We start from the raw sequence: 22,231 nt of genomic DNA on the forward strand, positions 1-22,231 counted from the left end.
GCTCCGCAGCTCGTCAGCTGCTGCTTCGCTGGAGGAATGGCTGATGCGGAGACCGTGCGAGGAGAGGTCCTCGCCCTCGGCGACCGGGCGGCGGCGCTCGCGAGGAGCGCCTCCCCGGTGCTCCTGTCCGCGGCGGAGGCGCTGCACGCGGGACACTGCGCGGCGCTGGCCTGTCCCGACGCGTTCGCCCGAGGCTCCTCGGCGGACAGCAAGGATGCGACGGACCTCGTCGAACGGTCGATCCGAGCGGAGTTCGCCGTCGCCCTCGGGGTCTCCGAGCGCACCGCCGCCAGGGAGCTGCTGCACGCCTCGCTCCTGATGGAGGAGCTGCCGCGGACCCGTTCCGCGCTCGCCGACGCCAGGATGCGCTGGGAGGCCGGCCAGCTCGTCTGCTCCGTCGCGGCGACCCTCCCGGCAGCGGCGCGCGCGGCCTACGACGACCGGGCCGTCGACCTCGCGGAGACGCTGACCCCGGGGCAGCTGCGCCACGCCCTCGCGCGGGTGCGGGAGGAGCTGCACGACGAGCCCCTCGCCGAGCGGCACGCTCGCGCCCGTGAGGACCGCCGGGTGTGGATGACAGCCGGGATCGACGGCATGGCGACGGTGTGCGCGCACGTCCCCGCGCCCGAGGCCGTCGGAGCGCTCGCCCGGCTCGATCGCATCGCGAGGGATCTGCGGGACGGCGCCGAAGGGGACCGCGATCTGCGGACGCTGGCGCAGCTCCGCGCCGATGCGTGGGCCGACCTGCTCTGCCACGGGGACGTGGCGGGGACCACTCCGGAGGGAGCCGCGGCGCCCTCGACCGGGCTGCGGGCCGAGGTGAGAGTCACCGTGGCGGCGAGCACCGCCGCGGGTGACGACGAGGCGGCCGCCGAGCTCGACGGCTACGGGCCGATCCCTGCCGAGGCGGTGCGAGCGCTCATCGACGACGCCGCCGCCTTCACTCCCGTGCTGACCGACGAGGAGACCGGCGCGGTCGTCTCCGTCGGGCGCCGCCACCGCCTCCCGCCGCCGAGGATGAGGCTGCTGGTCCGCCTCCGCGACCAGACCTGCCGCTTCCCGGGCTGCACCCGGCCGGCGTCCTCGACGGAGACCGACCACAGCGTCGAATGGCGGAACGGGGGAGAGACGACTCCCGACAACCTCGCCTCCCTGTGCGTCGCCCACCACCACGTGCGCCACGGCGACCGGTGGACGTATCTGCTCCATCCGGACGGCACAGCGGACTGGACCACACCGACCGGCCGTCGCGTGACGACCCGGCCGCCGGCACTGCCCGGGCGTCCGCCGGTGGGCGCAGGACGACGGCCGGGTGCTCCCCGGCTCGACGGGGACCCGGCGGGGTAGGCGCCGGGTAGCCGACGGCTTCAACGACTCCCGACGTGCGTCAGGCCAGCGCGTCGGTGATCGGGCGGAACTTCATGCGGGTCTCGGCGAGCTCGGACTCGGGAACGCTGTCGGCCACGATGCCGGCGCCCGCCCAGGCCGTGACCGCGCCCTCGGCCGTGACCTCGGCGCTGCGGAGTCCGACAGCCCACTCGCCGTCGCCGTTGCCGTCGATCCAGCCGACGGGTCCTGCGTACCGACCGCGGTCGAAGGGCTCCAGGTGCTCGATGAGCGCAAGGGCGTCGGCGGTCGGAGTGCCGGCCACTGCGGCGGTCGGGTGAAGAGCATCGACGAGATCGAGCGCGCTGGAGGAGTCGTCCAGAATTCCTCGCACGTCCGTCGCGAGGTGCCAGAGGTTCGGCAGGCGGAGCGTGAACGGGGCGGCGCCGGCCGTCAGCTCCCGTGTGTGGGGCTCGAGCTCCCGGACCAGACTGGCGAGAGCGAAAGCGTGCTCTGAGCGGTCCTTCGGACTCTCGAGCAGAGCGGCTTCCACGTCCGCGTCGGCGAGGGGGTCCGCTCCGCGTGCAGCCGTGCCGGCCAACACCCTCGCCGAGATCTCGCCCCGATCGACCGCGACCAGCGTCTCCGGACTGGCGCCGAGGAATCCGTCCACGGCGAAGCCCCAGCAGTCCGGGTAACGCTCGGTGAGCGCACCCAGCATCCGACGCAGGTCCGCCCCCGGCGGGAGCCGCCCCTGCAGATCGCGCGCGATCACGACCTTGGACAGCTCGCCCGACCGGATCGTCTCCACCGCGGCAGCGACCGCCGCGCGGTACCCGTCCGGCGGCAGCGCACCCGGCGAGAGCGGCACGTGGTACTCCGCCCCCAGCGGCTCCTCGCCCGGCGTATCCGGTCCCTCCGCCTCGCCGATCGTGATCCGCGTCAGCCATGACCGGCCGTCGCGCGTCCCGATCACGGTGCGCGGCACGATCAGCACGCTCGTCGCCTCGGATCGGCTCGAGAAAGCGAAGGTCCCGAACGCGACCAGCCCCGTCCCGGGCAGTCCGACCCGGTCCTCCACCGTCGCCGCGTCGCAGAGCCGACGCCAGGTTGCCGCCGCCTCCCGCAGCCGTTCCGGGCCCGAGAACTCGAGGCGCAGGGCCTCGCCGCGTGCGCTGAGGCCGGCGCCGTCGCGCTGCCAGAGGAGGGGCCGCCTCGGGTCGGAGTGGGAGAGGAGCGACGGCGGAGAGTCCAGTGGAGTCGTCTCCGCACGCAGCAGGGGGGTTCCAGCGCCGATGAGCGTCACCTCAGCAGGGTACGCCCGCGCCAGAGGATGGGACGTCCCATGCCGCGGGGCTCGGGGCGCAGGGCTCCGTTGCTACCGTGATCCGGTCCGGGGCCGCCGCGCGAGGCGGAGCGGGGCGGTCCCGGCGCTTCCCCAGGGGGGAGCGCGCCGACCGGGCGCGGGACGGCGGATGCACAGCCGCCGTCCCTCGTCTCGCCGTAGACTTGCGGATCGTGACGAAGGCAGACCTCACCAAACGGCCCGACGAGGTCGCCTCGATGTTCGACACCGTGGCTCCCGCCTACGACCTGGTGAACGGACTCCTCTCGGTGGGGAACGACCGGCTCTGGCGGATCGCGACGACTCGCGCCGTCAACCCTGCTCCCGGTGAGCGCATCCTCGACATCGCGGCCGGCACCGGAACGTCGAGCGCGTCGCTGGCGCGGTCGGGCGCCCAGGTCGTCGCAGCCGACTTCTCCCCGGGGATGATCGCCGTCGGCCGTCGCCGTCAGGCGGGCAACGACCGGATCGAGTTCGTCCAGGCCGACGCGATGGACCTCCCGTTCGAGGACGAGTCGTTCGACGCCGTGACCATCTCGTTCGGTCTGCGCAACGTGGCCGAGCCGAGGACGGCGCTCGCCGAGTTCCTGCGTGTGCTGAAGCCCGGCGGCCGGGTCGTGATCTGCGAGTTCTCGACTCCGCCGATCGCTCCGCTGGCCGCCGCGTACGACTTCTACCTGTCGACGGTCATGCCCGCCGTCGTGCGCCTCGCGTCGTCGAACAATCCTGCGTACGACTATCTCGGCGATTCCATCCGGGCCTGGCCGGAGCAGAGCGTCGTCGCCGCCTGGCTCCGCGCGGCGGGCTTCGAGCGTGTGGCCTACCGCGATCTGACCGCGGGCATCGTGGCGCTGCACCGCGGCGTCAAGCCGATCGCGGCGACCCGATGACGACCGGGGTCCGCACAGGCCGAGACGTTAGGGTTTCCCTGTGAACGCCACTGCGCCCGTCGCCCGTCGCAGCCCGTCTCTGACGGCGCAGCTCGGCCTCTCCGAGCGCATCTTCTCCTCCTCGTCGGACCGCGCTCTCGCCCGCACGATCGACGCGGGTCTGGAGCAGGTCGAGGAGGGTCTCGTCCGGCAGCTGTCCTTCGCGGACGCCGTGGCCGACGTCTCCACCCGGTACCTCCTCGAGGCGGGCGGCAAGCGCGTGCGCCCGATGCTCACCCTCCTGGCCGCGTCGCTGGGCCGCGGCAACACGCCGCAGGTCCTGCTCGGTGCGCAGGCGATCGAGATCACGCATCTCGCATCGCTCTATCACGACGACGTCATGGACGAGGCGGAGAAGCGCCGCGGCGTCCCGTCGGCGCAGACCGTGTGGGGCAACAACGTGGCCATCCTGACGGGCGATCTGCTCTTCGCCCGCGCGAACCAGCTGATGGTCGAGCTCGGCGACAAGGCGATCCGGCTCCAGGCCGACACGTTCGAGCGTCTCGTCCTCGGGCAGCTGCACGAGACGGTCGGCCCGACCGACGGCGAGGACCCGGTCGAGCACTACCTGTCCGTCCTGGCCGACAAGACCGGGTCCCTGATCGCCGCGGCGGGCCGCACGGGAGTCGCGTTCTCGGAGGCTCCGGAGGAGTACGAGGAGGCCATGCGCGTCTTCGGCGAGAAGATCGGCGTCGCCTTCCAGATCGTCGACGACGTCATCGACCTCTCTCCCCAGCCGGAGGAGACCGGCAAGAACCCCGGCACGGACATCCGCGCCGGCGTGTCGACGCTGCCGATCCTGCGCCTGCGCGAGCGCGCCTCCTCGGACAGGGACGCCGCGGCTCTCCTCGCCCGCATCGAGAGCTATGTGAGCCGCTCGAACGACGCCATCGCGCACACGGAGGAGCAGAGCGCCGACATCTCGGACGCCATCGCTCAGCTGCGCGATCACGACGTCACCGCGCAGACCCTCGCCGAGGCCCACCGGTGGGCCGACGAGGCCGTCGCCGCCCTCGCTCCGCTGCCCGACGGCTCCGTCCGCAAGGCGCTGACGCGCTTCGCCGACACCGTCGTCGAGCGCAACGGCTGACCCCGATCGTCGCGGCGCGCCCTGCGCCGCAGGAATGAGACCGGTTGTGCGCTGCGGCGCCCCGGCAGGAGGAACGCAATGACCAAGCTCAGGCTGGCCATCGTCGGCGCGGGTCCCGCGGGCATCTACGCCGCCGACCTCATGATCAAGGCCGAGAAGAAGTACGACGTCTCGATCGATCTGTTCGAGCACCTGCCCGCGCCCTACGGCCTGGTCCGCTACGGCGTCGCGCCCGATCACCCGCGCATCAAGGGGATCATCACCGCGCTGCGGGAGGTGCTCGACCGGGGCGACATCCGCATCTTCGGCAACGTGCACTTCGGGACCGACATCACGCTCGAGGATCTCAAGCGGCACTACCACGCCGTGATCTTCGCGACCGGCGCCGTCCGCGACGCTCCGCTCGACGTCCCGGGTGTCGAGCTCCAGGGCTCCTACGGTGCGGCCGACTTCGTCAGCTGGTTCGACGGCCACCCCGATGTGTCGCGCACCTGGCCGCTGGAGGCGTCCTCCGTCGCTGTCATCGGCAACGGCAACGTCGCGCTCGACGTCTCGCGGATGCTGGCGAAGCACGCCGAGGACCTCCTGCCCACCGAGGTCCCGCCGAACGTCTACGAGGGGCTGAAGGCTTCTCCCGTCACCGACGTGCACGTCTTCGGGCGCCGCGGTCCCGCTCAGGTGAAGTTCACGCCGCTGGAGCTGCGCGAGCTGGGCGAGCTGCGCGACGTCGACATGATCGTCGCCGACGAGGACTTCGACCTCGATCCCGCTTCGGAGGCCGCCATCGCGACCAACAAGCAGGTCATGGTCATCAACCGGGTGCTCAACCAGTGGCGCACCCGCGAGGTCGGGAGCGCCTCGCGTCGTCTCCACCTGCACTTCTGGGCGAAGCCGCTCGAGTTCGTGGACGACGGATCGGGTCGGGTCGGCGCGATCCGGTACGAGCGCACCGAGCCGGACGGCGAGGGCGGAGTGCGCGGCACGGGTGAGATCCGCGAGGTCCCCGTGCAGGCCGTGTACCGCGCGGTCGGCTACTTCGGCTCGCCGCTCGACGGCCTCCCGTTCGACGAGATGCGCGGCGTGATCCCGAACCGCGAGGGCCAGGTCCTGGACGACGAGGACCAGCAGGTCCACGGCGTCTACGCGACCGGCTGGATCAAGCGCGGACCGGTGGGCCTCATCGGGCACACCAAGTCCGACGCCATGGAGACCGTCGCGCACGTGCTCAACGACCAGGCGTCCTGGTGGACGCCCGAGCACCCCGAGGAGGCGGCCGTGGTCGCCCTGCTCGAGGAGCGGGAGATCGCCTACACGGATCTCGACGGCTGGCACCGGCTGGACGAGCACGAGATGGCGCTCGGCGAGCCCGAGGGCCGTGCGCGCGTGAAGGTCGTTCCTCGCGAGGACATGATCGCGATCTCGCGGGCGGAGCCGGTCGCGCTCTGACGCGTGCTCTCCGAACGGCCCTCCGGTGCACTCCGGGGGGGCCGTTCGTCGTTCCGGCGCGGACGCCGCGCACCTCCTCTAGGATTCGGGCACCGCTCTGGACGGAGACAGCATGACCACGGCCTCGCCCCACGACGTCATCCGGGTGCGCGGTGCGCGCCAGAACAACCTCCGGGGAATCGACGTCGACATCCCGAAGCGGAGGATCACCGTGTTCACCGGGGTCTCGGGCTCCGGCAAGTCGTCGCTCGTCTTCGGCACCATCGCGGCCGAGTCCCAGCGCCTCATCAACGAGACCTACTCCGCCTTCGTGCAGCAGTTCATGGGGTCGCCGGCCCGCCCGGACGTGGAGTCGCTCGACGGACTGTCGGCCACGATCGTCGTCGACCAGGAGCGGATGGGGTCGAACGGCCGGTCCACGGTCGGCACGGCGACCGACGCGTACACGATGCTGCGGATCCTCTTCAGCCGGATCGGCGATCCGCACGCGGGCACGAGCGGTGCGTTCTCCTTCAACCTGCCGGAGGGGATGTGCCCGCGGTGCGAGGGGACGGGCCGGGTGTCGAGCATCGACCTCGACGCGCTGATCGACCGCTCGAAGTCGCTCGAGGGCGGCGCTCTCGATGCGATCCCCAACTTCGTCGTCGGCGGCTGGTACTGGAAGGGCCTCGCCGAGTCGGGCCTCTATCCGGCCGATGTGCCGATCGCCGATTTCACGCCCGAGCAGATGGACGCGTTCCTCCACCGTCCGGCCACGAAGATGGCCATCGCCGGGATGACGATGACCTACGAGGGCCTCCTGGTGAAGGTCACCCGCCTCTACCTGGCGAAGGAGGCGGCGCAGCCGCACATCCGCGCCTTCGCCGAGCGGGTGGCCACCTTCGCCGCCTGTCCCGAGTGCGGAGGCGGCCGGCTCACCCGGGTGGCGCTGGAGTCGCGCATCGGGGGCCGGAACATCGCCGAGTGCGCCGCGCTGCAGGCGACCGACCTCGCCGCGTGGCTCCGCGGACTGCAGGCGCCGTCCGTCGCTCCGATCGTCGAGACCCTCCTCGGGACGCTCGACGCCCTCGTCCAGGTCGGCCTCGGCTACCTGTCGCTCGATCGGGAGTCGGGCACCCTCTCGGGCGGTGAGGCGCAGCGGGTCAAGATGGTGCGGCATCTGGGGTCGAGCCTCACGGACGTCACCTACGTCTTCGACGAGCCGACGGCGGGTCTGCATCCGCACGACGTCTCGCGGATGATCGAGCTGCTGCGCCGCCTGCGGGACAAGGGCAACACCGTCCTGGTGGTCGAGCACAAGCCGGAGATCATCGAGATCGCCGATCACGTGGTCGACCTCGGTCCGAGGGCCGGTGCGCACGGCGGCGAGCTGCGGTTCGAGGGGTCGGTGGCGCAGCTGCGCACGTCGGACACCCTGACGGGCCGTCATCTCGGTCACCGCGTCCCGTTGAAGGAGGCCGTGCGCCGTCCGACCGGGGCGGTGGAGATCCGCGGGGCCTCCACGCACAACCTCCGCGGCGTCGACGTGGACGTCCCGCTGGGCGTGCTGACCGTCGTCACCGGAGTCGCAGGGTCGGGGAAGTCGTCGCTCCTGCACGGCTCGCTCGCGGGTCGGCCCGGCGTGGTGGTGGCCGACCAGTCGCCGATCCGCGGCTCGCGGCGCAGCAATCCGGCGACCTACACCGGGGTCCTCGACGCGATCCGGGCGGTCTTCGCGAAGGCGAACGGTGTGAGACCGGCGCTCTTCAGCGCGAACTCGGCAGGCGCCTGCCCCGTCTGCAAGGGGGCCGGGATGATCTTCACCGAGCTGGGCCCCGCCGCGACGGTCTCGTCGGTCTGCGAGGAGTGCGACGGCAAGCGGTTCACCGCTGAGGTGCTCGAGTACCGCCTCCGCGGGAGGAACATCCACGAGGTGCTCTCGATGCCGATCGTCGACGCCGCGGAGTTCTTCGCGAGCGGACCGGCGCACACGGTGCTCGCCCGTCTCGTCGACGTCGGTCTCGGCTACCTCACGCTCGGACAGCCGTTGAACACGCTGTCCGGGGGCGAGCGCCAGCGCCTCAAGCTCGCGATCAACATGACCTCGTCCGGATCCGTCTACCTGCTCGACGAGCCGACCACGGGCCTGCACCTCGCGGACGTCGACACGCTGCTCGGACTGCTCGACCGGCTGGTCGACTCCGGGAACTCGGTCGTGGTGATCGAGCACCACCGCGCCCTGATGGCGCACGCGGACTGGATCATCGACGTGGGGCCCGGAGCCGGGCACGACGGAGGGACGATCGTCTTCGAGGGGACTCCGGTCGGGCTCGCGGCGGCGGACACGCTGACCGGACGCGCCCTCGCCGAGTACGCGCGCTGACGCGTCCGCAGCCGCGACGCTCGCGCGTCAGCGCGAGAACGGGCCGGACAGAGCCGCCCACTGCAGGAGCATGATCGTCTTCGCGTCGACGATCTGCACGCCGATCTGGGTCAGCGCCTCGTCGAACGAGAGCTCGAGTACCTCGATGTCCTCGCCCTCGTCGGCGAGTCCCGCGAACGCTCCGCTGCGGGTGCCCGCGCGGTAGCGGCCGGCGTAGAAGTGCAGCTTCTCGGTGACCGAGCCGGGGCTCATGAACGCGTCGAACACGTGCTCGAGCCGGCCGACCTCGAGTCCGGTCTCCTCGGACGCCTCCCGGCGGGCGCCCTCCTCGGGCCCGTCCTCGTCCAGGAGACCGGCGGGCACTTCGAGGAGCATCCCGTCGAGGTCGCCGTTCACGTACGCGGGGTAGCGGAACTGCCGGATCAGGACGACGGTGCGCGCGTCGGGGTCGTAGAGCAGGACCGCCGCGCCGTTCCCCCGGTCGTACGTCTCGCGCTGCTCGCTGGTCCAGCTGCCGTCGCGGTGCCGGTAGTCGAAGCGGGTGGTGCGGAGGACGTACCAGTCGCTCGAGAGGAGGGTGACCTCCTTCACGACGACGTCGGGGTTCCCGACGAGGTCGAGGCCCTCCCGGTCGAGTCCGGTGCGGCCCCGCCGGTCGGGCTCGTCGATGCCGGCGGTCACGCGCGTGCTCCCGTGTGCGTCATTCCTCAGCGGAAGTTGACGAACTGGAGGTCGAGCTCGAGGTCGGCCCCGCGCAGGAGCGCCATGGTCGCCTGGAGGTCGTCGCGGCTCTTCGAGGAGACGCGGAGCTCGTCGCCCTGGATCTGCGACTTGACCGACTTCGGCGCCTCGTCGCGGATGAGCTTGTTGATCTTCTTCGCGTGCTCCTGGTCGATGCCCTCCTTGAGGGTGGCCTCGATCCGGTACTCCTTGCCGGACGCGAAGGGCTCGCCCGCGTCGAGGCTCTTGAGGCTGATGCCGCGCTTGATCAGCTTCGACTGGAAGACGTCGAGGATGGCGTTCGCCCGCTCCTCGGTGTTGGCCTTGATCAGGATCTTCTCGCCGCTCCAGGCGATCGAGGCGCCGACGTTCTTGAAGTCGTAGCGCTGCTCGACCTCCTTGTGGGCCTGGTTCAGGGCGTTGTCCGCCTCCATCTTGTCGATCTTGCTGACGACGTCGAACGTTGAATCTGCCATGGCTCCGAGTTTAGCTTTCAGGCGTGGCGGAGCCCGGCCCCAGGCGCGGCTGGTACCTCTGAGGGGTGCGCCGCCTCCCCGTTCTCGTCCTCGTCCCGCTCGCCGGCCTCCTCCTGGCCGGCTGCGGCCAGCGGCCGCCCGCCCTGACGGTCGAGGAGGGCCTGTCCACCGTCCCTCCCGCGGCGACCGCTCCCGTCGCGGCCGACCCCGTCGTGCTGGAGGATCCCGAGCAGGCCGCGGCGACGCCGGTGCGACTGCTCGCCGACGAGGCGTGGCTGGGCACGGCGTCCGAGGGGAGCGGCATCCCGCTGCGTGCGCTCACCGCCTACGCGGGCACGGCCCTCCTCACGGCGTCGGTCGACCCCGACTGCCGGTTGGACTGGGCGACCCTGGCCGGCATCGGCTACGTCGAGAGCAGGCACGGCACGATCGACGGCGGCGAGCTGGGCGAGGACGGGCGGCCGACGGAGCCGATCTACGGTCCGCGCCTGGACGGAACGCGCTTCGACCGGGTCCCCGACAACGACGGCGGGGCTCTGGACGGCGACGCCGAGGTCGACCGGGCGATGGGTCCGCTGCAGATCATCCCCGCGACGTGGATGGCGTGGGCGTCGAGCGGATGGGATCCGCAGAACGTGGACCAGCAGGCGGTGACCGCCGCCCGGTACCTCTGCGACGCCGGCGGCGACCTCTCGACGGAGTCGGGATGGCGGGCGGCGATCGCGGCCTACAACCCGGCCGGGAGCTACGCGGGGAAGGTCGCGGAGGCGGCGTCCCGCTACGCGGCGGAGGCGGACTGAGGCCTCGCGGCACCGATTTCCGATCCGCCGGTCGCGTGGGTATCCTTGCTGAGTGCCTCCGGTTGTGAACACGCGGTCGGGTGCGCCACGGCGAGTTACCCTAGCGGCCAAAGGGATCTGACTGTAAATCAGACGGCGTAGCCTTCGGGGGTTCGAATCCCTCACTCGCCACCGAGCAGGAACACCCAGCAGACGCCCCGACATCACGAGATGCGCGGGGCGTTCCGCATATCGGGGGATCGCCGTTCCGGCGGAGTGCCTTTCCGGGGGAGCACCGGTCCGGCGGATCGCCGGGCCCGGCGTCTTCGTCCCGTCGCACCCCGCACGCCGTCGGCCCGGCCTCCGCGGTCGCCCGGCCCGCGCTGTCGGCCAGGCCCGCGCCGTCGCCTCAGCCCCGCGCCTCCTGCTCCAGGAACCCCGCGAGGGAGAGCGGCGGCCGTCCGGTCAGCCGCTCGACGTCGCCCGAGACGTGCTCCAGCTGTCCGGCGGCGATCGCGGAGTAGGTGCTGACCCAGGCGTCCAGCTGCCAGTCCGGTGCGTTCCACCGGCGGCGAGATGCGTACGCCTCCTCGAGGGTCTCGTCGACGAACACGGCGGGGCGGCCGGCCGCCGTCAGTGTCGCGGCGACCTCGTCGAGGGTGAGGGCCTCGGGTCCGGTCAGCTCGTAGGCGGCTCCGCGGTGCTCGGAGGGGGAGCGGAGGACCGCCGCGGCCGAGCGTGCCACGTCCTCGCGCGCGACGACGGCGGCACGGCCCGATCCCGCGGGTCCGCGGATCGCGCCGTCGTCGCCGAGCATCGCGGGCAGGAAGTCGAGGTAGAGGTTGTCGCGGAGGAACGTCCAGCCCATGCCGGAGCGGCGGATCGCGTCCTCGGTGGCCGCGTGGTCTCGGGCGAGGGTGAAGACCGCGTCGGGTGCGGCTCCGGCGAAGGAGGTGTAGACGACGTGCTCGACACCCGCGGCGGCGGCTGCGTCGACGAACGCGAGGTGCTCGGCGCGGCGCTCCTCGTTCTCGGAGGCGGAGACCATCAGGAGGAGGCGCACGCCCTCGAGCGAGTCGCCCGCGTCGGCGAAGGAGGAGCGCACCACCTCGGCCCCGGGGAGCTCGGGCGCGCGGGACGGGTCGCGGACCAGCAGGCGGAGGGCGTGACCGGCGTCGGCGAGCTCGCGCGCGACGCGACCGCCCACGGCTCCGGTGGCTCCCGTGAGGGCGATAGGGGTGCTCATCCCCCCATGATGGGCCCGATCCCTAGGCTGGGGCCATGAGCGACAACGCCCCCCTCCTCGCCATCGCCCGCTCGATCGCCGTCGAGGCGGCGCACCTCGCCCGCCAGCGGCGGCAGGACGGTGTCGAGATCGCCGCGTCGAAGTCGTCCCCGGAGGACGTGGTGACGGCCGCGGACCGGGAGGTCGAGGAGCTGATCCGCCGGCGCCTGGCCGAGGCGCGTCCGGACGACGGCTTCCTCGGCGAGGAGTCGGGGTCGGGGGGCGGCACGAGCGGGCTGACCTGGGTCGTCGATCCGATCGACGGGACCGTCAACTACCTCTACGGCATCCCCTCCTACGCGGTCAGCATCGCTGTGGTGGAGGGGGAGCCGGATCCCGCGACCTGGACCGCGCTCGCCGGCGCGGTCGTGAACGGAGCGACGGGCGAGGTGACCACGGCCAGCCGAGGCGGGGGAGCCGAGCGGGACGGAGTCGCGCTGCAGGTCTCGGCTCCCTCCTCCCTCTCGCTCGCGCTGGTCGGCACCGGCTTCGGCTACGACGCGGGCCGCCGGATGCGTCAGGGCGCCGTGGTGCAGGAGCTCCTGGGCTCGGTCCGCGACATCCGCCGCATCGGCTCGGCGGCGCTCGACCTGTGCTCGGTGGCCACCGGGCAGCTGAACGCGTACTACGAGCGGGGCCTGAACCCGTGGGACCTCGCTGCGGGCGCCCTCATCGCCGAGGAGGCGGGCGCGCGGGTCGCGGGACTCGACGGCGCGCCCTTCGGCTCCGGCCTGCTCATCGCGGCACCGGATCCTCTCTTCGCCGAGCTGGAGGATCTGCTGCGCCGCCTGCGCGCGGACGAGGTGTAACCGCTCTCCCAGGCCGGGCCGACAAGGATTCCGTGCGCCGAGAGGCGGATCGGCGCAGGATCCCGCCGGGGCTCGCCGCGCGTCGTGCCCCGATCGCGCCTGTGCGCGGCGGCCTCTGGCCGGATCCCGCCGGCCGTGGTTATCCTTTATGAATTCGTGATGTTCGCACAGGCTGCGCTCACGTAACCGAGCGGTGCCTCTCCCTGGAGGCCCGCTCGTCCCCTGCCCCCGACGGAAGACATCGATTTCGTGAGCCCCGATTCGCCCGCCCCCGCTGCCCCTGCATCGACCCCCGGCGAATCGACTCCACCCCTCTCCCGTCGCGAACTCCGCGAGCGCGAGCGCGCTCTGGCCCTCGCCTCCGACGTCTCGCTGGCGAGCGGCTCCGACGACCTCCTCGCGGCACCCACGGCGGAGCAGCTGCGCGAGGCGGAGCGCCGCGTCGCCTCGGTCCGCAACGCCCCGGCCCCCGTCCCCGCACCGCGCGCGACGCCGCTCCGGCCCGTGCGCCGGGCCCGGGTCGGCGGACTCGTCGCCCTCTCCTTCGTCGCGGCCATCGTGGCGGCGACCTCTCTGCCGGCCACATCGCTCCTGACCGCGGAGGACGTGCAGGCGCAGAGCCTCTCGACCCCCTTCGGCGCCGACGCCCGCCGCGGCGCGCAGTCGTTCGTCGCCGGCGAGGTCAGCGCCGAGACGGTCGCCCGCGACGGCTTCGGCGTGCAGGAGCGCAAGACGCAGACCAACGTCGCCGACATCGTCCGCACCTCCGACACCGGCTTCACGAACGACCCGAACGCGTCCATCCAGTGGCCCTTCGCCGTCGGCGTGCCGGTGGGCGACCGCTTCGGCTACCGCAACTGCGCGGGCTGCTCGGTGAACCACGGCGGCACCGACTTCAACCCGGGCGACGGCTCGCCCATCCAGGCGATCGCCGACGGCGTCGTGCGCACGGTCATCGACGGCGAGGGCTCGCTCGGCGTGCACGTGATCGTCGACCACGAGATCGACGGGCAGCTCGTCTCGAGCGTGTACGCGCACATGCAGCACGGCTCGGCGGCCGTGTCCGAGGGCGACCCGGTGAAGGTCGGCCAGCTGCTCGGCCTGGTGGGCACGACCGGCATGTCGACCGGCCCGCACCTGCACTTCGAGATCCGCCTCGACGGCGTGACGAAGGTCGACTCCTACCTCTGGCTCAAGGCCAACGCCGGGCGCTGACCCGGCGGCGGGACGCGGGAGTCGCCGGGCGGACCCCGCGGCCCGCTACTCCGCGCGCAGCCAGACCGTGGTGTCGGCGGGCAGCGCCGGCTCGTGCAGCTCCTCCGAGGACAGCACCACGTAGCCGACGGGCAGCTCGACCGGAGCCTCGCCGACGTTCGCGATCACCGTGACCGTTCCGTTGCGGAACGCCACGACGTCCTCCGGGTAGCCCTCGAGCCATTCGACGGCGCCGGAGCCCAGGTCCTCGGCGCGGCGCACCGCGAGCAGGGACCGGTACAGCTCGAGCGTCGAGCCCGCGACACCGCGTTGGCGGTCGCGCGCGAGCGGCGCCCAGTCGCCGGGCTGCGGCAGCCAGGAGTCGCCGGAGCCGCTGAAGCCGTACGCGGGCGCGTCCGCCTCCCACGGGATCGGCACCCGGCAGCCGTCACGGCCGTAGCGCTCGCCGCCGGTGCGGAACCAGGTCGGGTCCTGACGCGCCGAGTCCGGCAGGTCGATCGCCTCGGGGAGCCCGAGCTCCTCGCCCTGGTAGACGTAGGCGGAGCCGGGGAGCGCGAGCATGAGGGCGGTCGCGGCACGAGCGCGGCGCAGCCCCAGGACGGGGTCGGGGAGTCCGGGCGTGCGCGGGCCGATGCCGTAGCCCTGCGGGTTGTCGGACGTCAGTGCCAGGCGGCTCGCGTGGCGCACGACGTCGTGGTTCGACAGCACCCAGGTCGACGGGGCGCCGACGGCGGCGAAGGCCTCGACGGAGGAGTCGATGATGTCGCGGAGGGCGGGTGCGCTCCACGGGGTCTCGAGGTAGGCGAAGTTGAAGGCCTGGTGCATCTCGTCGGGGCGGACCCAGCGGGCGAGCTTGGAGAGCGGCTGCACCCACGCCTCGGCGCAGAGCACGCGGTCGTCCGGGTACTCGGCGAGCAGGGAGTGCCAGTCGCGGTAGATCTCGTGGACGCCGTCCTGCGCCCAGTAGGGGGCGGTGGCGGGCTCCTCGCCGTCGGCGGGAGCGACTCCGCCCATCGACCCGCTGTCGGCGGGCGGCGTGTAGTCGGGCAGCCCCTCGGCCTTGATCATCCCGTGCGCCACGTCGACGCGGAAGCCGTCGACGCCGCGGTCGAGCCAGAATCGGAGGACCTCCCGGAAGCGCTCGCGCACCCACTCGTTCGTCCAGTCGAAGTCGGGCTGCGAGGTGTCGAAGAGGTGCAGGTACCACTGGCCGGCCGAGCCGTCGGGCTCCATGACGCGGGTCCACGCGGGGCCGCCGAAGACAGACTCCCAGTTGTTCGGGGGCAGCTCGCCCGACTCGCCCCGGCCGTCGCGGAACAGGTAGCGCGCCCGCTCGGCGCTGCCCGCGGGAGCGGCGAGCGCCTCCTGGAACCAGCGGTGGGCGCTGGAGGAGTGGTTGGGGACGAGGTCGACGATGATCCGGATGCCCAGGGCGTGAGCGCGGGCGAGCATCGCGTCGAAGTCGGCGAGGGTGCCGAAGAGCGGATCGACGTCGCAGTAGTCGGCGACGTCGTAGCCCGCGTCCTTCTGCGGCGAGGTCATGAAGGGCGAGAGCCAGATCGCGTCGACGCCGAGCTCGGCGAGGCTCTCGAGGCGCGAGGCGATGCCGGGCAGGTCGCCGATGCCGTCGCCGTCCGCGTCCGCGAAGGAGCGCGGGTAGATCTGGTAGATGACGGCGGTGCGCCACCACTCGGCTCCCCGGCGGTGCTCGGCCTCGGAGTCGGGGCCGGGGGAGTTCTCGGGCGCGCCGGAGAGAGCGGAGTCCAGGGTCATGGGGTCGAGTTTATCGGGCGGCTCAGGGGCGCCGGGGGCACGCCCTCCGCCGTCCCGTACAGTCGACGGGTGATCGATGAGACGCCGGACGAGGCCCGAGCCCGACGCCGACGGGCGCTGCTGTGGGTGGTGCCGCTGCTGGTGCTGCTGGTCGGCGGCCTGGTCGCCGTCACCCTCGCGATCGGCGGATTCGCGCTGCGCAGCATGACCGGCGCCTCCGCCGTGCAGCTCGTCCTCGTCGCCTAGGCGGTCGCGGCCGGGCCGTCCTCGTCCTCGGGCGGGGGCGCGGAGGAGGTGCGCGCCCGCTCCTCGGACGCGTGCGCGGTCTCGGGCCCGGTCGCGCGGGCCTGCTCGTCGGCGCGGGTGACCGCCTCCGCGAGCTCGTCGGCGACGAGGTACCCGGGAGAGACGGCCTCGGCCCGGTAGGCCGCCCGGCCGACCATGTGCGCCGAGACGGGCACGGTCAGCAGCTGGAAGCCGATCACCAGCACGATGGTCCCCGCGGCGGCGAAGCCGGGGTTCCGGATGGCGACCGCGAGCATCACGCAGATCAGTCCGAGCACCTGCGGCTTCGTGCCCGCGTGCATCCGGGAGAGCAGGTCGTCGAACCGCATCAAGCCGATCGCGGCCAGCAGCGAGAGCAGGGCGCCGACCAGCAGCAGCACAGCGGTGAGCACGTCGAAGAACAGGTCCATGTCAGTCCTCCTCGCGGTTGGCCATGAACTTGGCGACGCTGATCGATCCGAAGACGGCGAACAGCGCGAGCCCGAGCGCGACGGGCAGGGTCCGCGCGTGGTGGTTGACCGCCATCTCGGCGCCGATCCCGCAGATGATCGTCGCGACGAGCACGTCGGCCGCGACGACCCGGTCGAGCACGGACGGACCGCGGAGGATCCGCACGAGCGCGAGCAGGCAGGCGGCGCCGAAGACCGGCACCAGGATCCAGATCAGCCAGTCGATCACCGGACCACCCCCGATCCGGCCTCGATCGGCCGATTCACGCGCTGCACGTCCTCGCGGGAGCCGATGGCCCGGACGATGCGCGCTTCCGTCCGGAGGACCGTCCGGCGCACCTCGTCGATCCGCTCGCCCTCGTCGTGGGTCACGCCGAGCACGTGCAGGTAGAGGACGTTCAGCTGCGGGTCCACGTCGATCACCAGGGAGCCGGGGACGAGCGAGACGGCCTCCGTCGTCCAGACGAGCATCCCCTCGGAGCGGCTGCGCAGGTGCACGGCGACGATGGCGTTGTGCACCGGGACCGGCAGGGTCAGGATCTGCCAGGACACCCGCACCGAGGCCACCGCGATGTCGGCCAGCAGGCGCAGGAGGAAGAGGAGCACGAACCACGGGTTGATGCGGTTCGAGAACTCGACCGGCGGCAGGTAGAACACCCGGGTGATCAGCAGGGCGACCAGGAAGCCGGTGACGATCGACAGCACCGAGACGTCGTCCCAGAGCAGCACCCAGATCCCGACGAGGGTCACGAACATCGCGACGCGGTTCCAGATGTCGACGCGGCGGCGGGGGCTCATCGCGGCCCCTCCTCTCCGAAGGACGAGTCGCGGTAGACGGTCGCGATGTAGGTCGCGGGGTCGGCGACCGCGCTCGCCGCTCGCTCGCTCGCGTCGTAGAGGGGACCGGCGCCGACGGTCAGCACGACGCCGACGACGACCATCCCCGCGGTGGCGAGCACCATCATGGGCGGCGAGTGGCGGGTGCGGATGCTGCCCGTGTCGTCGGGGTCCTCCTGCAGCTGGTCGATCAGGGGCGACTCGTAGCCGGGCACCTCCTCCTGCCGGCGCCAGAAGACCATGTTCCAGACGCGCGCGACGGCGTAGAGGGTCAGGAGCGAGGTGACGGCTCCGGCGGCGATGACGGCCCAGATCAGCCACGACGGCTGGTCGACGGCCGCCTCCGTGCCGGCGACGAAGAGCCCCACCTTGCCGAGGAAGCCGGTGAACGGCGGGATCCCGCCGAGGTTCATCGCGGGGATGAAGTAGAGCAGCGCCAGCAGCGGCGAGGCCTTGAGCAGCCCGCCGAGGCGCAGGATCGAGGTGGTGCCGCCGACGCGCTCGATCAGGCCGGTCGCGAGGAAGAGCGTCGTCTGCACCGTGATGTGGTGGATGACGTAGAAGATCGTCGCCGCGTAGCCGGCCGGGGTGCCCACGGCGATCCCGAAGACCATGTAGCCGATGTGCGAGACCAGCGTGAAGGACAGCATCCGCTTGATGTCGGCCTGCGCGACGGCGCCGAGGATGCCGACGATCAGCGTCAGCAGCGCCACCACCAGCAGCACCTCGCTCAGCCTCCCGCCGGGGAAGAGCAGGGTCTCGGTGCGGATCAGCGCGTACACGCCGACCTTGGTGAGGAGTCCGGCGAAGACGGCGGTGACCGGCGCCGGAGCCGTGGGGTACGAGTCCGGGAGCCAGAACGACAGGGGGAACACGGCCGCCTTGATCCCGAAGCCGAGCAGCAGCACCACGTGGAGCACCAGCTGCACGTCGGCGGGGAGCTCGGCGATGCGGATCGAGAGCTGCGCCATGTTGACCGTGCCGGTGGCGCCGTAGAGCAGGCCGATGGCCGAGAGGAAGAACACGCTCGAGACCAGGCTGACGACCACGTAGGTCGTGCCGGCGCGGATCCGCGGCGCGGTGCCGCCCAGGGTGATCAGCACGTAGCTCGCGGCCAGCAGGATCTCGAAGCCGACGTAGAGGTTGAAGAGGTCGCCCGCGACGAAGGCGTTGAGGATGCCCGCCGAAAGGATCAGGTAGGTCGGGTGGAAGATCGTGACCGGCGTCTCGCGGTTGCCGTCGACGAGGCCCTGGCCGACCGAGAACAGCAGGACGCCCAGCAGGGTGATCGAGGTGATCACGAGCATCAGCGCGGCGAGCGGATCGACGACCAGCACGATGCCCCACGGCGGCTCCCAGCCGCCCACGTAGACGGCGCTGCCGCCTCCGTCGCCGGTGAGGACCAGCACGAGCATCACCGAGGAGATCACCAGAACGCTCGAGAGCGTCACGATGTTCACGGTGATCTGCGCGCGCCGGTGGCGTCCGAGGATCAGCGCGACGGCCGCTCCCAGGAGGGGGAGGGTGACGACGAGCGGGATCAGGGCGTTCATCGGTCCTCCTTCCTGTCGTCGGTCATGGCGCTCTCCCCGTGCTTGGCGGCGGTGCCCTCGTCGCTGGACTCGAGCAGGACGTCGAGCGCCCGGTCGTCGGCGGTGGTCTGGGCCGAGATGCCCGCCGCGTCCTCGCGGACGGAGGCGTCGGTCTCGTCGTCCTCCACCTGGTCGGCGTTGGCGAGGCGCCAGCGCCGGTAGATCATCGCGAGGAGGAAGGCGGACACCCCGAAGGTGATCACGATCGCGGTGAGGATCAGCGCCTGCGGCAGCGGGTCGGCCATCTCGGCGGCGATCTGCTCGTAGGAGCGCCCGTCGTCGGTGACGAACGGCGCGATGCCCGAGCGGCCGGCCATCAGCAGGATGAGGATGTTGGTCGCGTTCCCGACGAGCAGGAACCCGATCAGGATGCGGGTGAGGCTGCGCTCGAGCATCTGGTAGACGCCCGCCGCGTACATCACCGCCATCACGACGACGAGGACGAGGGTGATGCTCATGCGCCGTCCCCCCTGCCCGGTCCGCCGACGACCGTGGAGCCGGTGGGGAGCGAGGTCTCGAGCCCGTCGACCGTGCCCTGGCCGGGGCCGGGGGTGCTGTCCGTCGAGTGCGTGACGCCGTCGCCCGAGGGGGAGCCCTGCTCGGCCTCCTCGCCGTGGCGGTCGACCTCGCCGCCGAGGCTGCGGAGGATGTCGAGGGCGAGGCCGATCACGATCAGGTACACCCCGATGTCGAAGAGGGTGGACGTGCCCAGGTGGAGCTCGCCCAGCACCGGCACCTCGAGGTCGAGCCAGCTCGACTCGAGGACCTCGAGGCCGAAGGCGAGGGAGGAGACGGCCGTGCCGACGGCGAAGAAGAGGCCGAGTCCGAGGACCTTGCCCGCGTCGATCGGCGCGGCCTCGCCGAGCTCGAAGCGGCCGCCGGCGAGGTAGCGCGCGACGAGGGCGAGACCGGCGAGCAGGCCGCCCGCGAAGCCTCCGCCCGGGGTGTTGTGTCCGGTGAAGAGCAGGTAGACCGACACGATCATCGCGGGGTGGAAGAGCAGGCGCACCAGCACCTCGAGCACGATCGAGCGGTTCTCCGGCCGGAGCGTGCGCCCGGCGACGAGCCAGGAGCCGCGGTCGCCGTCGCGCTCGGCGTCGGCGGAGGAGGTGGTCAGGTCCATCGCGCGCTCGCGGCGGTCGTCGGCGCTCTGCGACTCGAGGCGGGGAGCGCCTCCGGCCCGGCTGGAGAGGAAGATCAGGCTCGCGACGCCGGTGGCGACCACGACGAGGACCGAGATCTCGCCCATCGTGTCCCAGGCGCGGATGTCGACGAGCAGGACGTTGACGATGTTGCGGCCCTTGCCCTCCTCGTAGGCGAGGCGGGGCAGCTCGGCCGAGATCGGCGTCGCGGTCCGGGCGCCGAGGGCGATGGTGGCGGCGAGGGCCATGACCGCTCCGACCGCGATGCCGATGACGGCGCGCAGGCGCTTGCGCATCGGCTGGTGCTTCGCGGCGATGCGGGTCGGGAGGCGGCGCAGCACCAGGACGAAGACCACGAGGGTCACCGTCTCGATGAGCGCCTGGGTGAGGGCGAGGTCTGGTGCACCCTGCAGGGCGAAGAGGGCCACCATCCCGTAGCCGGTGGCGCCGGCCAGCAGCACGGCGGCGACGCGGTTGCGGGCGATCGCGCACAGCACCGCCGCGAGGATCATCACGGCCGCGACCGCGAGCTGGCCCGGGCTGTCCCAGAAGACGAGATCGCCCGGCCAGGTGCGGTTGAGGGCGGCCGCACCGCCGACGCCGAGGACGAAGACCGCGAAGATCACCGTCAGGTAGCGGGGGAGCGAGCCGCGCTGGACGGACTCGGTGACCGTGCTGGCGACACGGTCGAGCCAGCGGACGGTGGCCCAGTAGCCCTCGGCGGAGTCGATCCGGTTGGGCAGCATCGACTGGGCGCGCGCGACGGCGACGCGCTTGGCGAAGAGCAGGAGTCCGACGGCGATCACGAGGGCGCTGAGTGCCAGCGCGGGCTCGAAGCCGTGCCAGAGCGCGAGGTGGTAGCCGCCGTGGTCGGAGGCCTCCGCGGCGGCGGCGAGCTCCGGGTCAGCGTCCGGGGCGGCGTAGGGGAGGGTGTCCGCGTAGACGGCGACGAGCGGGTCGAGCACGGAGGCGGCGATCCCGCCGATCACGCTGGCGGCGGCCAGCAGCACCGGGGCGGCGGTGAAGGTCCACGGCTCGGCGTGCAGGTGCGTGTCCTCGAGCCCCTTCTTCCGGGCGAAGGCGCCCCAGAAGAAGCGCGCGGAGTAGGCCACGGTGAGGATCGAGCCGAGGACGAGGCCGACCAGCGCGACCCAGGCCCAGAACGAGCCCTGCTCGATCGCCGAGATCAGGCTCGTGAACACGGCCTCCTTGGCGACGAAGCCCAGCAGCGGCGGGATGCCCGCCATCGACAGCACGCCGACGAGGGCGGCGCCCGCGAGCACCGGCGCCTGCCGTCCCAGGCCGCTGAGCTTGCGGAGGTCGCGCGTGCCGGCGCGGTGGTCGACGATGCCGACGGTGAGGAAGAGCAGCGCCTTGAAGAGGGCGTGGGCGACGAGCAGGGTCAGTCCGGCCAGCGCGGCGTCGCGCGAGCCGAAGCCGACGGCGACGGTCAGGAAGCCGAGCTGGCTGACGGTGCCGTAGGCCAGCACGAGCTTGAGGTCGTACTGCCGGAGCGAGCGCCAGCCGCCGACGAGCATGGTCCAGACTCCGACGCTCACCACCACGGGCAGCCAGACGGAGTCGTCGGCGAAGCCCGGCGCGAGGCGCGCGACGAGGTAGATGCCCGCCTTCACCATCGCGGCGGCGTGCAGGTAGGCGCTGACCGGCGTGGGAGCGGCCATCGCGGCCGGCAACCAGAAGTGGAACGGCACCAGGGCGGACTTCGAGAACGCGCCGAGCAGTACGAGCACCAGCGCCGTCGACACGATCGGGCCGGAGGGGGCGGCGGCGACGATCCCGGAGAGGCTGGTGGTACCGGCCTGCACGATCAGGACGATGATCCCGACCAGCATCGCCAGCCCGCCGAGAGTCGTGACCAGGAGCGCCTGGAGCCCGGCACCCCGGCTCTCCTTGCGCCCGCTGTAGTGGCCGATGAGGAGGTAGGAGAGGACGCTCGTCGCCTCCCAGAAGACGAAGAGGATGATCACGTCGTCGGCCGTGACCAGCCCGTACATCACTCCGGCGAACGCGGACAGGAGCGCTGCGAACCGGCCCAGCGAGGGCTCGTCGCGGCTGAAGTACGTCGCGCAGTAGGCGAGGACCAGGGCGCCGACTCCGCTGACCACGAGGGCGAGGACGATCGAGAGCGCGTCCAGGCGGAAGGAGAGGGCGATGTCGAGCGCGGGGATCCACGGCACGGACTCGCGGATCTCGCCGCCGTCGAGGATCGTCGGCAGGGCGGTCGCGGTGGCGACGAAGCTCGCGGCCGGGATCAGCGCCAGCGCGTAGAACGTCTTCGGCCCGAACCGGTCCACCAGCCAGGGGGTCACCACGGCGATCGCGAACGAGATCACGAGGATGAGGAGCATCA

General features: G+C 72.2%; 20 protein-coding genes and 1 tRNA gene. 10 read left to right on the forward strand and 11 right to left on the reverse strand.

Going from position 1 to position 22,231, the window contains the following annotated elements:
• The first annotated feature begins 36 nt into the window (after positions 1–36).
• Positions 37–1,347, forward strand: a complete 1,311-nt coding sequence (locus C5C69_RS01645; RefSeq protein ID WP_104257163.1) for an HNH endonuclease signature motif containing protein — start codon at positions 37–39, stop codon at positions 1,345–1,347.
• Between the two features lie 40 nt (positions 1,348–1,387).
• Here the strand turns inward: C5C69_RS01645 and C5C69_RS01650 are convergent, their stop codons facing one another.
• A complete protein-coding gene (locus C5C69_RS01650) occupies positions 1,388–2,632 on the reverse strand; it encodes an isochorismate synthase MenF (protein ID WP_374953563.1) in 1,245 nt (414 codons plus the stop codon).
• Between the two features lie 212 nt (positions 2,633–2,844).
• Between C5C69_RS01650 and ubiE the strand changes: the two genes are divergently transcribed.
• The 4 genes from ubiE to C5C69_RS01670 all read left to right on the forward strand — a co-directional run bounded on the left by ubiE (position 2,845) and on the right by C5C69_RS01670 (position 8,498).
• A complete protein-coding gene (ubiE, locus tag C5C69_RS01655; protein WP_104226060.1) occupies positions 2,845–3,561 on the forward strand; it encodes a bifunctional demethylmenaquinone methyltransferase/2-methoxy-6-polyprenyl-1,4-benzoquinol methylase UbiE in 717 nt (238 codons plus the stop codon).
• Positions 3,562–3,601: 40 nt separating this feature from the next.
• On the forward strand, positions 3,602–4,690 hold the full coding sequence (locus C5C69_RS01660) for a polyprenyl synthetase family protein (RefSeq protein WP_104233415.1): 1,089 nt from the start codon (positions 3,602–3,604) through the stop codon (positions 4,688–4,690).
• A gap of 78 nt (positions 4,691–4,768) precedes the next feature.
• Positions 4,769–6,136, forward strand: coding sequence for an FAD-dependent oxidoreductase (locus tag C5C69_RS01665; RefSeq protein WP_104257164.1), 1,368 nt, complete (start codon positions 4,769–4,771; stop codon positions 6,134–6,136).
• A 112-nt stretch (positions 6,137–6,248) separates the two neighbouring features.
• Positions 6,249–8,498 carry an excinuclease ABC subunit UvrA gene (locus C5C69_RS01670; protein ID WP_104257165.1) on the forward strand — a complete coding sequence of 750 codons (2,250 nt, stop codon included), beginning with the start codon at positions 6,249–6,251 and terminating at the stop codon, positions 8,496–8,498.
• A gap of 27 nt (positions 8,499–8,525) precedes the next feature.
• On the opposite strand, the gene C5C69_RS01675 is transcribed toward C5C69_RS01670, so the two are convergent.
• Together C5C69_RS01675 and C5C69_RS01680 are read right to left on the reverse strand one after the other, a co-directional pair.
• Positions 8,526–9,179: an NUDIX domain-containing protein gene (locus C5C69_RS01675; RefSeq protein WP_104257166.1), complete on the reverse strand. Its 654-nt coding sequence runs from the start codon at positions 9,177–9,179 to the stop codon at positions 8,526–8,528.
• A 26-nt stretch (positions 9,180–9,205) separates the two neighbouring features.
• A complete protein-coding gene (locus C5C69_RS01680) occupies positions 9,206–9,694 on the reverse strand; it encodes a YajQ family cyclic di-GMP-binding protein (protein ID WP_104223606.1) in 489 nt (162 codons plus the stop codon).
• A 65-nt stretch (positions 9,695–9,759) separates the two neighbouring features.
• On the opposite strand from C5C69_RS01680, the gene C5C69_RS01685 reads away from it, so the two are divergent.
• Both C5C69_RS01685 and C5C69_RS01690 read left to right on the forward strand, forming a co-directional pair.
• Positions 9,760–10,494, forward strand: coding sequence for a hypothetical protein (locus C5C69_RS01685; protein WP_104247936.1), 735 nt, complete (start codon positions 9,760–9,762; stop codon positions 10,492–10,494).
• Positions 10,495–10,583: 89 nt separating this feature from the next.
• Positions 10,584–10,665, forward strand: a tRNA-Tyr gene (locus tag C5C69_RS01690).
• Between the two features lie 217 nt (positions 10,666–10,882).
• On the opposite strand, the gene C5C69_RS01695 is transcribed toward C5C69_RS01690, so the two are convergent.
• Positions 10,883–11,719 carry an SDR family oxidoreductase gene (locus C5C69_RS01695; protein WP_104257167.1) on the reverse strand — a complete coding sequence of 279 codons (837 nt, stop codon included), beginning with the start codon at positions 11,717–11,719 and terminating at the stop codon, positions 10,883–10,885.
• Between the two features lie 35 nt (positions 11,720–11,754).
• Between C5C69_RS01695 and C5C69_RS01700 the strand changes: the two genes are divergently transcribed.
• Both C5C69_RS01700 and C5C69_RS17360 read left to right on the forward strand, forming a co-directional pair.
• Positions 11,755–12,567, forward strand: coding sequence for an inositol monophosphatase family protein (locus C5C69_RS01700; RefSeq protein ID WP_104223609.1), 813 nt, complete (start codon positions 11,755–11,757; stop codon positions 12,565–12,567).
• A gap of 249 nt (positions 12,568–12,816) precedes the next feature.
• Positions 12,817–13,782 carry a M23 family metallopeptidase gene (locus C5C69_RS17360; protein WP_104295595.1) on the forward strand — a complete coding sequence of 322 codons (966 nt, stop codon included), beginning with the start codon at positions 12,817–12,819 and terminating at the stop codon, positions 13,780–13,782.
• A gap of 45 nt (positions 13,783–13,827) precedes the next feature.
• Here C5C69_RS17360 and C5C69_RS01710 read toward each other — a convergent pair whose 3' ends face one another.
• Positions 13,828–15,555 (reverse strand): glycoside hydrolase family 13 protein, encoded by a 1,728-nt coding sequence (locus C5C69_RS01710; RefSeq protein WP_104257169.1) that lies wholly within the window; start codon positions 15,553–15,555, stop codon positions 13,828–13,830.
• 69 nt (positions 15,556–15,624) lie between these two features.
• On the opposite strand from C5C69_RS01710, the gene C5C69_RS16825 reads away from it, so the two are divergent.
• A complete protein-coding gene (locus tag C5C69_RS16825; protein WP_159939698.1) occupies positions 15,625–15,801 on the forward strand; it encodes a hypothetical protein in 177 nt (58 codons plus the stop codon).
• Here C5C69_RS16825 and mnhG read toward each other — a convergent pair.
• Genes mnhG through C5C69_RS01740 form a run of 6 tightly spaced genes read right to left on the reverse strand, consistent with a single transcriptional unit; the run spans position 15,798 to position 22,229 of the window.
• The gene (gene mnhG / locus C5C69_RS01715) at positions 15,798–16,250 is read right to left on the reverse strand and encodes a monovalent cation/H(+) antiporter subunit G (protein ID WP_244229587.1); all 453 of its coding nucleotides are present in this window, start codon (positions 16,248–16,250) and stop codon (positions 15,798–15,800) included. The two genes, C5C69_RS16825 and mnhG, sit on opposite strands and share 4 nt — an antisense overlap.
• 1 nt (position 16,251) lies before the next feature.
• Positions 16,252–16,518: a monovalent cation/H+ antiporter complex subunit F gene (locus tag C5C69_RS01720; RefSeq protein ID WP_308470711.1), complete on the reverse strand. Its 267-nt coding sequence runs from the start codon at positions 16,516–16,518 to the stop codon at positions 16,252–16,254.
• Positions 16,515–17,087, reverse strand: a complete 573-nt coding sequence (locus C5C69_RS01725; RefSeq protein WP_104234245.1) for a Na+/H+ antiporter subunit E — start codon at positions 17,085–17,087, stop codon at positions 16,515–16,517. The genes C5C69_RS01720 and C5C69_RS01725 overlap by 4 nt, the downstream gene beginning before the upstream one ends.
• A complete protein-coding gene (locus C5C69_RS01730; protein WP_104227034.1) occupies positions 17,084–18,679 on the reverse strand; it encodes a Na+/H+ antiporter subunit D in 1,596 nt (531 codons plus the stop codon). The genes C5C69_RS01725 and C5C69_RS01730 overlap by 4 nt, the downstream gene beginning before the upstream one ends.
• Positions 18,676–19,176, reverse strand: a complete 501-nt coding sequence (locus C5C69_RS01735; RefSeq protein WP_104223614.1) for a Na(+)/H(+) antiporter subunit C — start codon at positions 19,174–19,176, stop codon at positions 18,676–18,678. The genes C5C69_RS01730 and C5C69_RS01735 overlap by 4 nt, the downstream gene beginning before the upstream one ends.
• Complete coding sequence (locus C5C69_RS01740) at positions 19,173–22,229, reverse strand: Na+/H+ antiporter subunit A (protein ID WP_104257170.1); 3,057 nt, start codon at positions 22,227–22,229, stop codon at positions 19,173–19,175. The genes C5C69_RS01735 and C5C69_RS01740 overlap by 4 nt, the downstream gene beginning before the upstream one ends.
• Positions 22,230–22,231 lie beyond the last annotated feature (2 nt).

The sequence above is a fragment of the Rathayibacter sp. AY1C7 genome (genome assembly GCF_002931865.1).
Taxonomy (GTDB): Bacteria; Actinomycetota; Actinomycetes; order Actinomycetales; family Microbacteriaceae; genus Rathayibacter.

Excerpts from the sequence above, each read along its gene's own strand:
- C5C69_RS01735 (WP_104223614.1), bottom strand. The coding sequence starts at position 19,176 with ATGAGCATCACCCTCGTCCTCGTCGTCGTGATGGCGGTGATGTACGCG.
- C5C69_RS01725 (WP_104234245.1), bottom strand. The coding sequence starts at position 17,087 with ATGAGCCCCCGCCGCCGCGTCGACATCTGGAACCGCGTCGCGATGTTC.
- C5C69_RS01645 (WP_104257163.1), top strand. The coding sequence starts at position 37 with ATGGCTGATGCGGAGACCGTGCGAGGAGAGGTCCTCGCCCTCGGCGAC.
- C5C69_RS01740 (WP_104257170.1), bottom strand. The coding sequence starts at position 22,229 with ATGCTCCTCATCCTCGTGATCTCGTTCGCGATCGCCGTGGTGACCCCC.
- C5C69_RS01730 (WP_104227034.1), bottom strand. The coding sequence starts at position 18,679 with ATGAACGCCCTGATCCCGCTCGTCGTCACCCTCCCCCTCCTGGGAGCG.
- C5C69_RS01665 (WP_104257164.1), top strand. The coding sequence starts at position 4,769 with ATGACCAAGCTCAGGCTGGCCATCGTCGGCGCGGGTCCCGCGGGCATC.
- C5C69_RS01680 (WP_104223606.1), bottom strand. The coding sequence starts at position 9,694 with ATGGCAGATTCAACGTTCGACGTCGTCAGCAAGATCGACAAGATGGAG.
- C5C69_RS01695 (WP_104257167.1), bottom strand. The coding sequence starts at position 11,719 with ATGAGCACCCCTATCGCCCTCACGGGAGCCACCGGAGCCGTGGGCGGT.
- mnhG (WP_244229587.1), bottom strand. The coding sequence starts at position 16,250 with ATGGACCTGTTCTTCGACGTGCTCACCGCTGTGCTGCTGCTGGTCGGC.
- C5C69_RS01700 (WP_104223609.1), top strand. The coding sequence starts at position 11,755 with ATGAGCGACAACGCCCCCCTCCTCGCCATCGCCCGCTCGATCGCCGTC.
- C5C69_RS01710 (WP_104257169.1), bottom strand. The coding sequence starts at position 15,555 with ATGACCCTGGACTCCGCTCTCTCCGGCGCGCCCGAGAACTCCCCCGGC.
- C5C69_RS01670 (WP_104257165.1), top strand. The coding sequence starts at position 6,249 with ATGACCACGGCCTCGCCCCACGACGTCATCCGGGTGCGCGGTGCGCGC.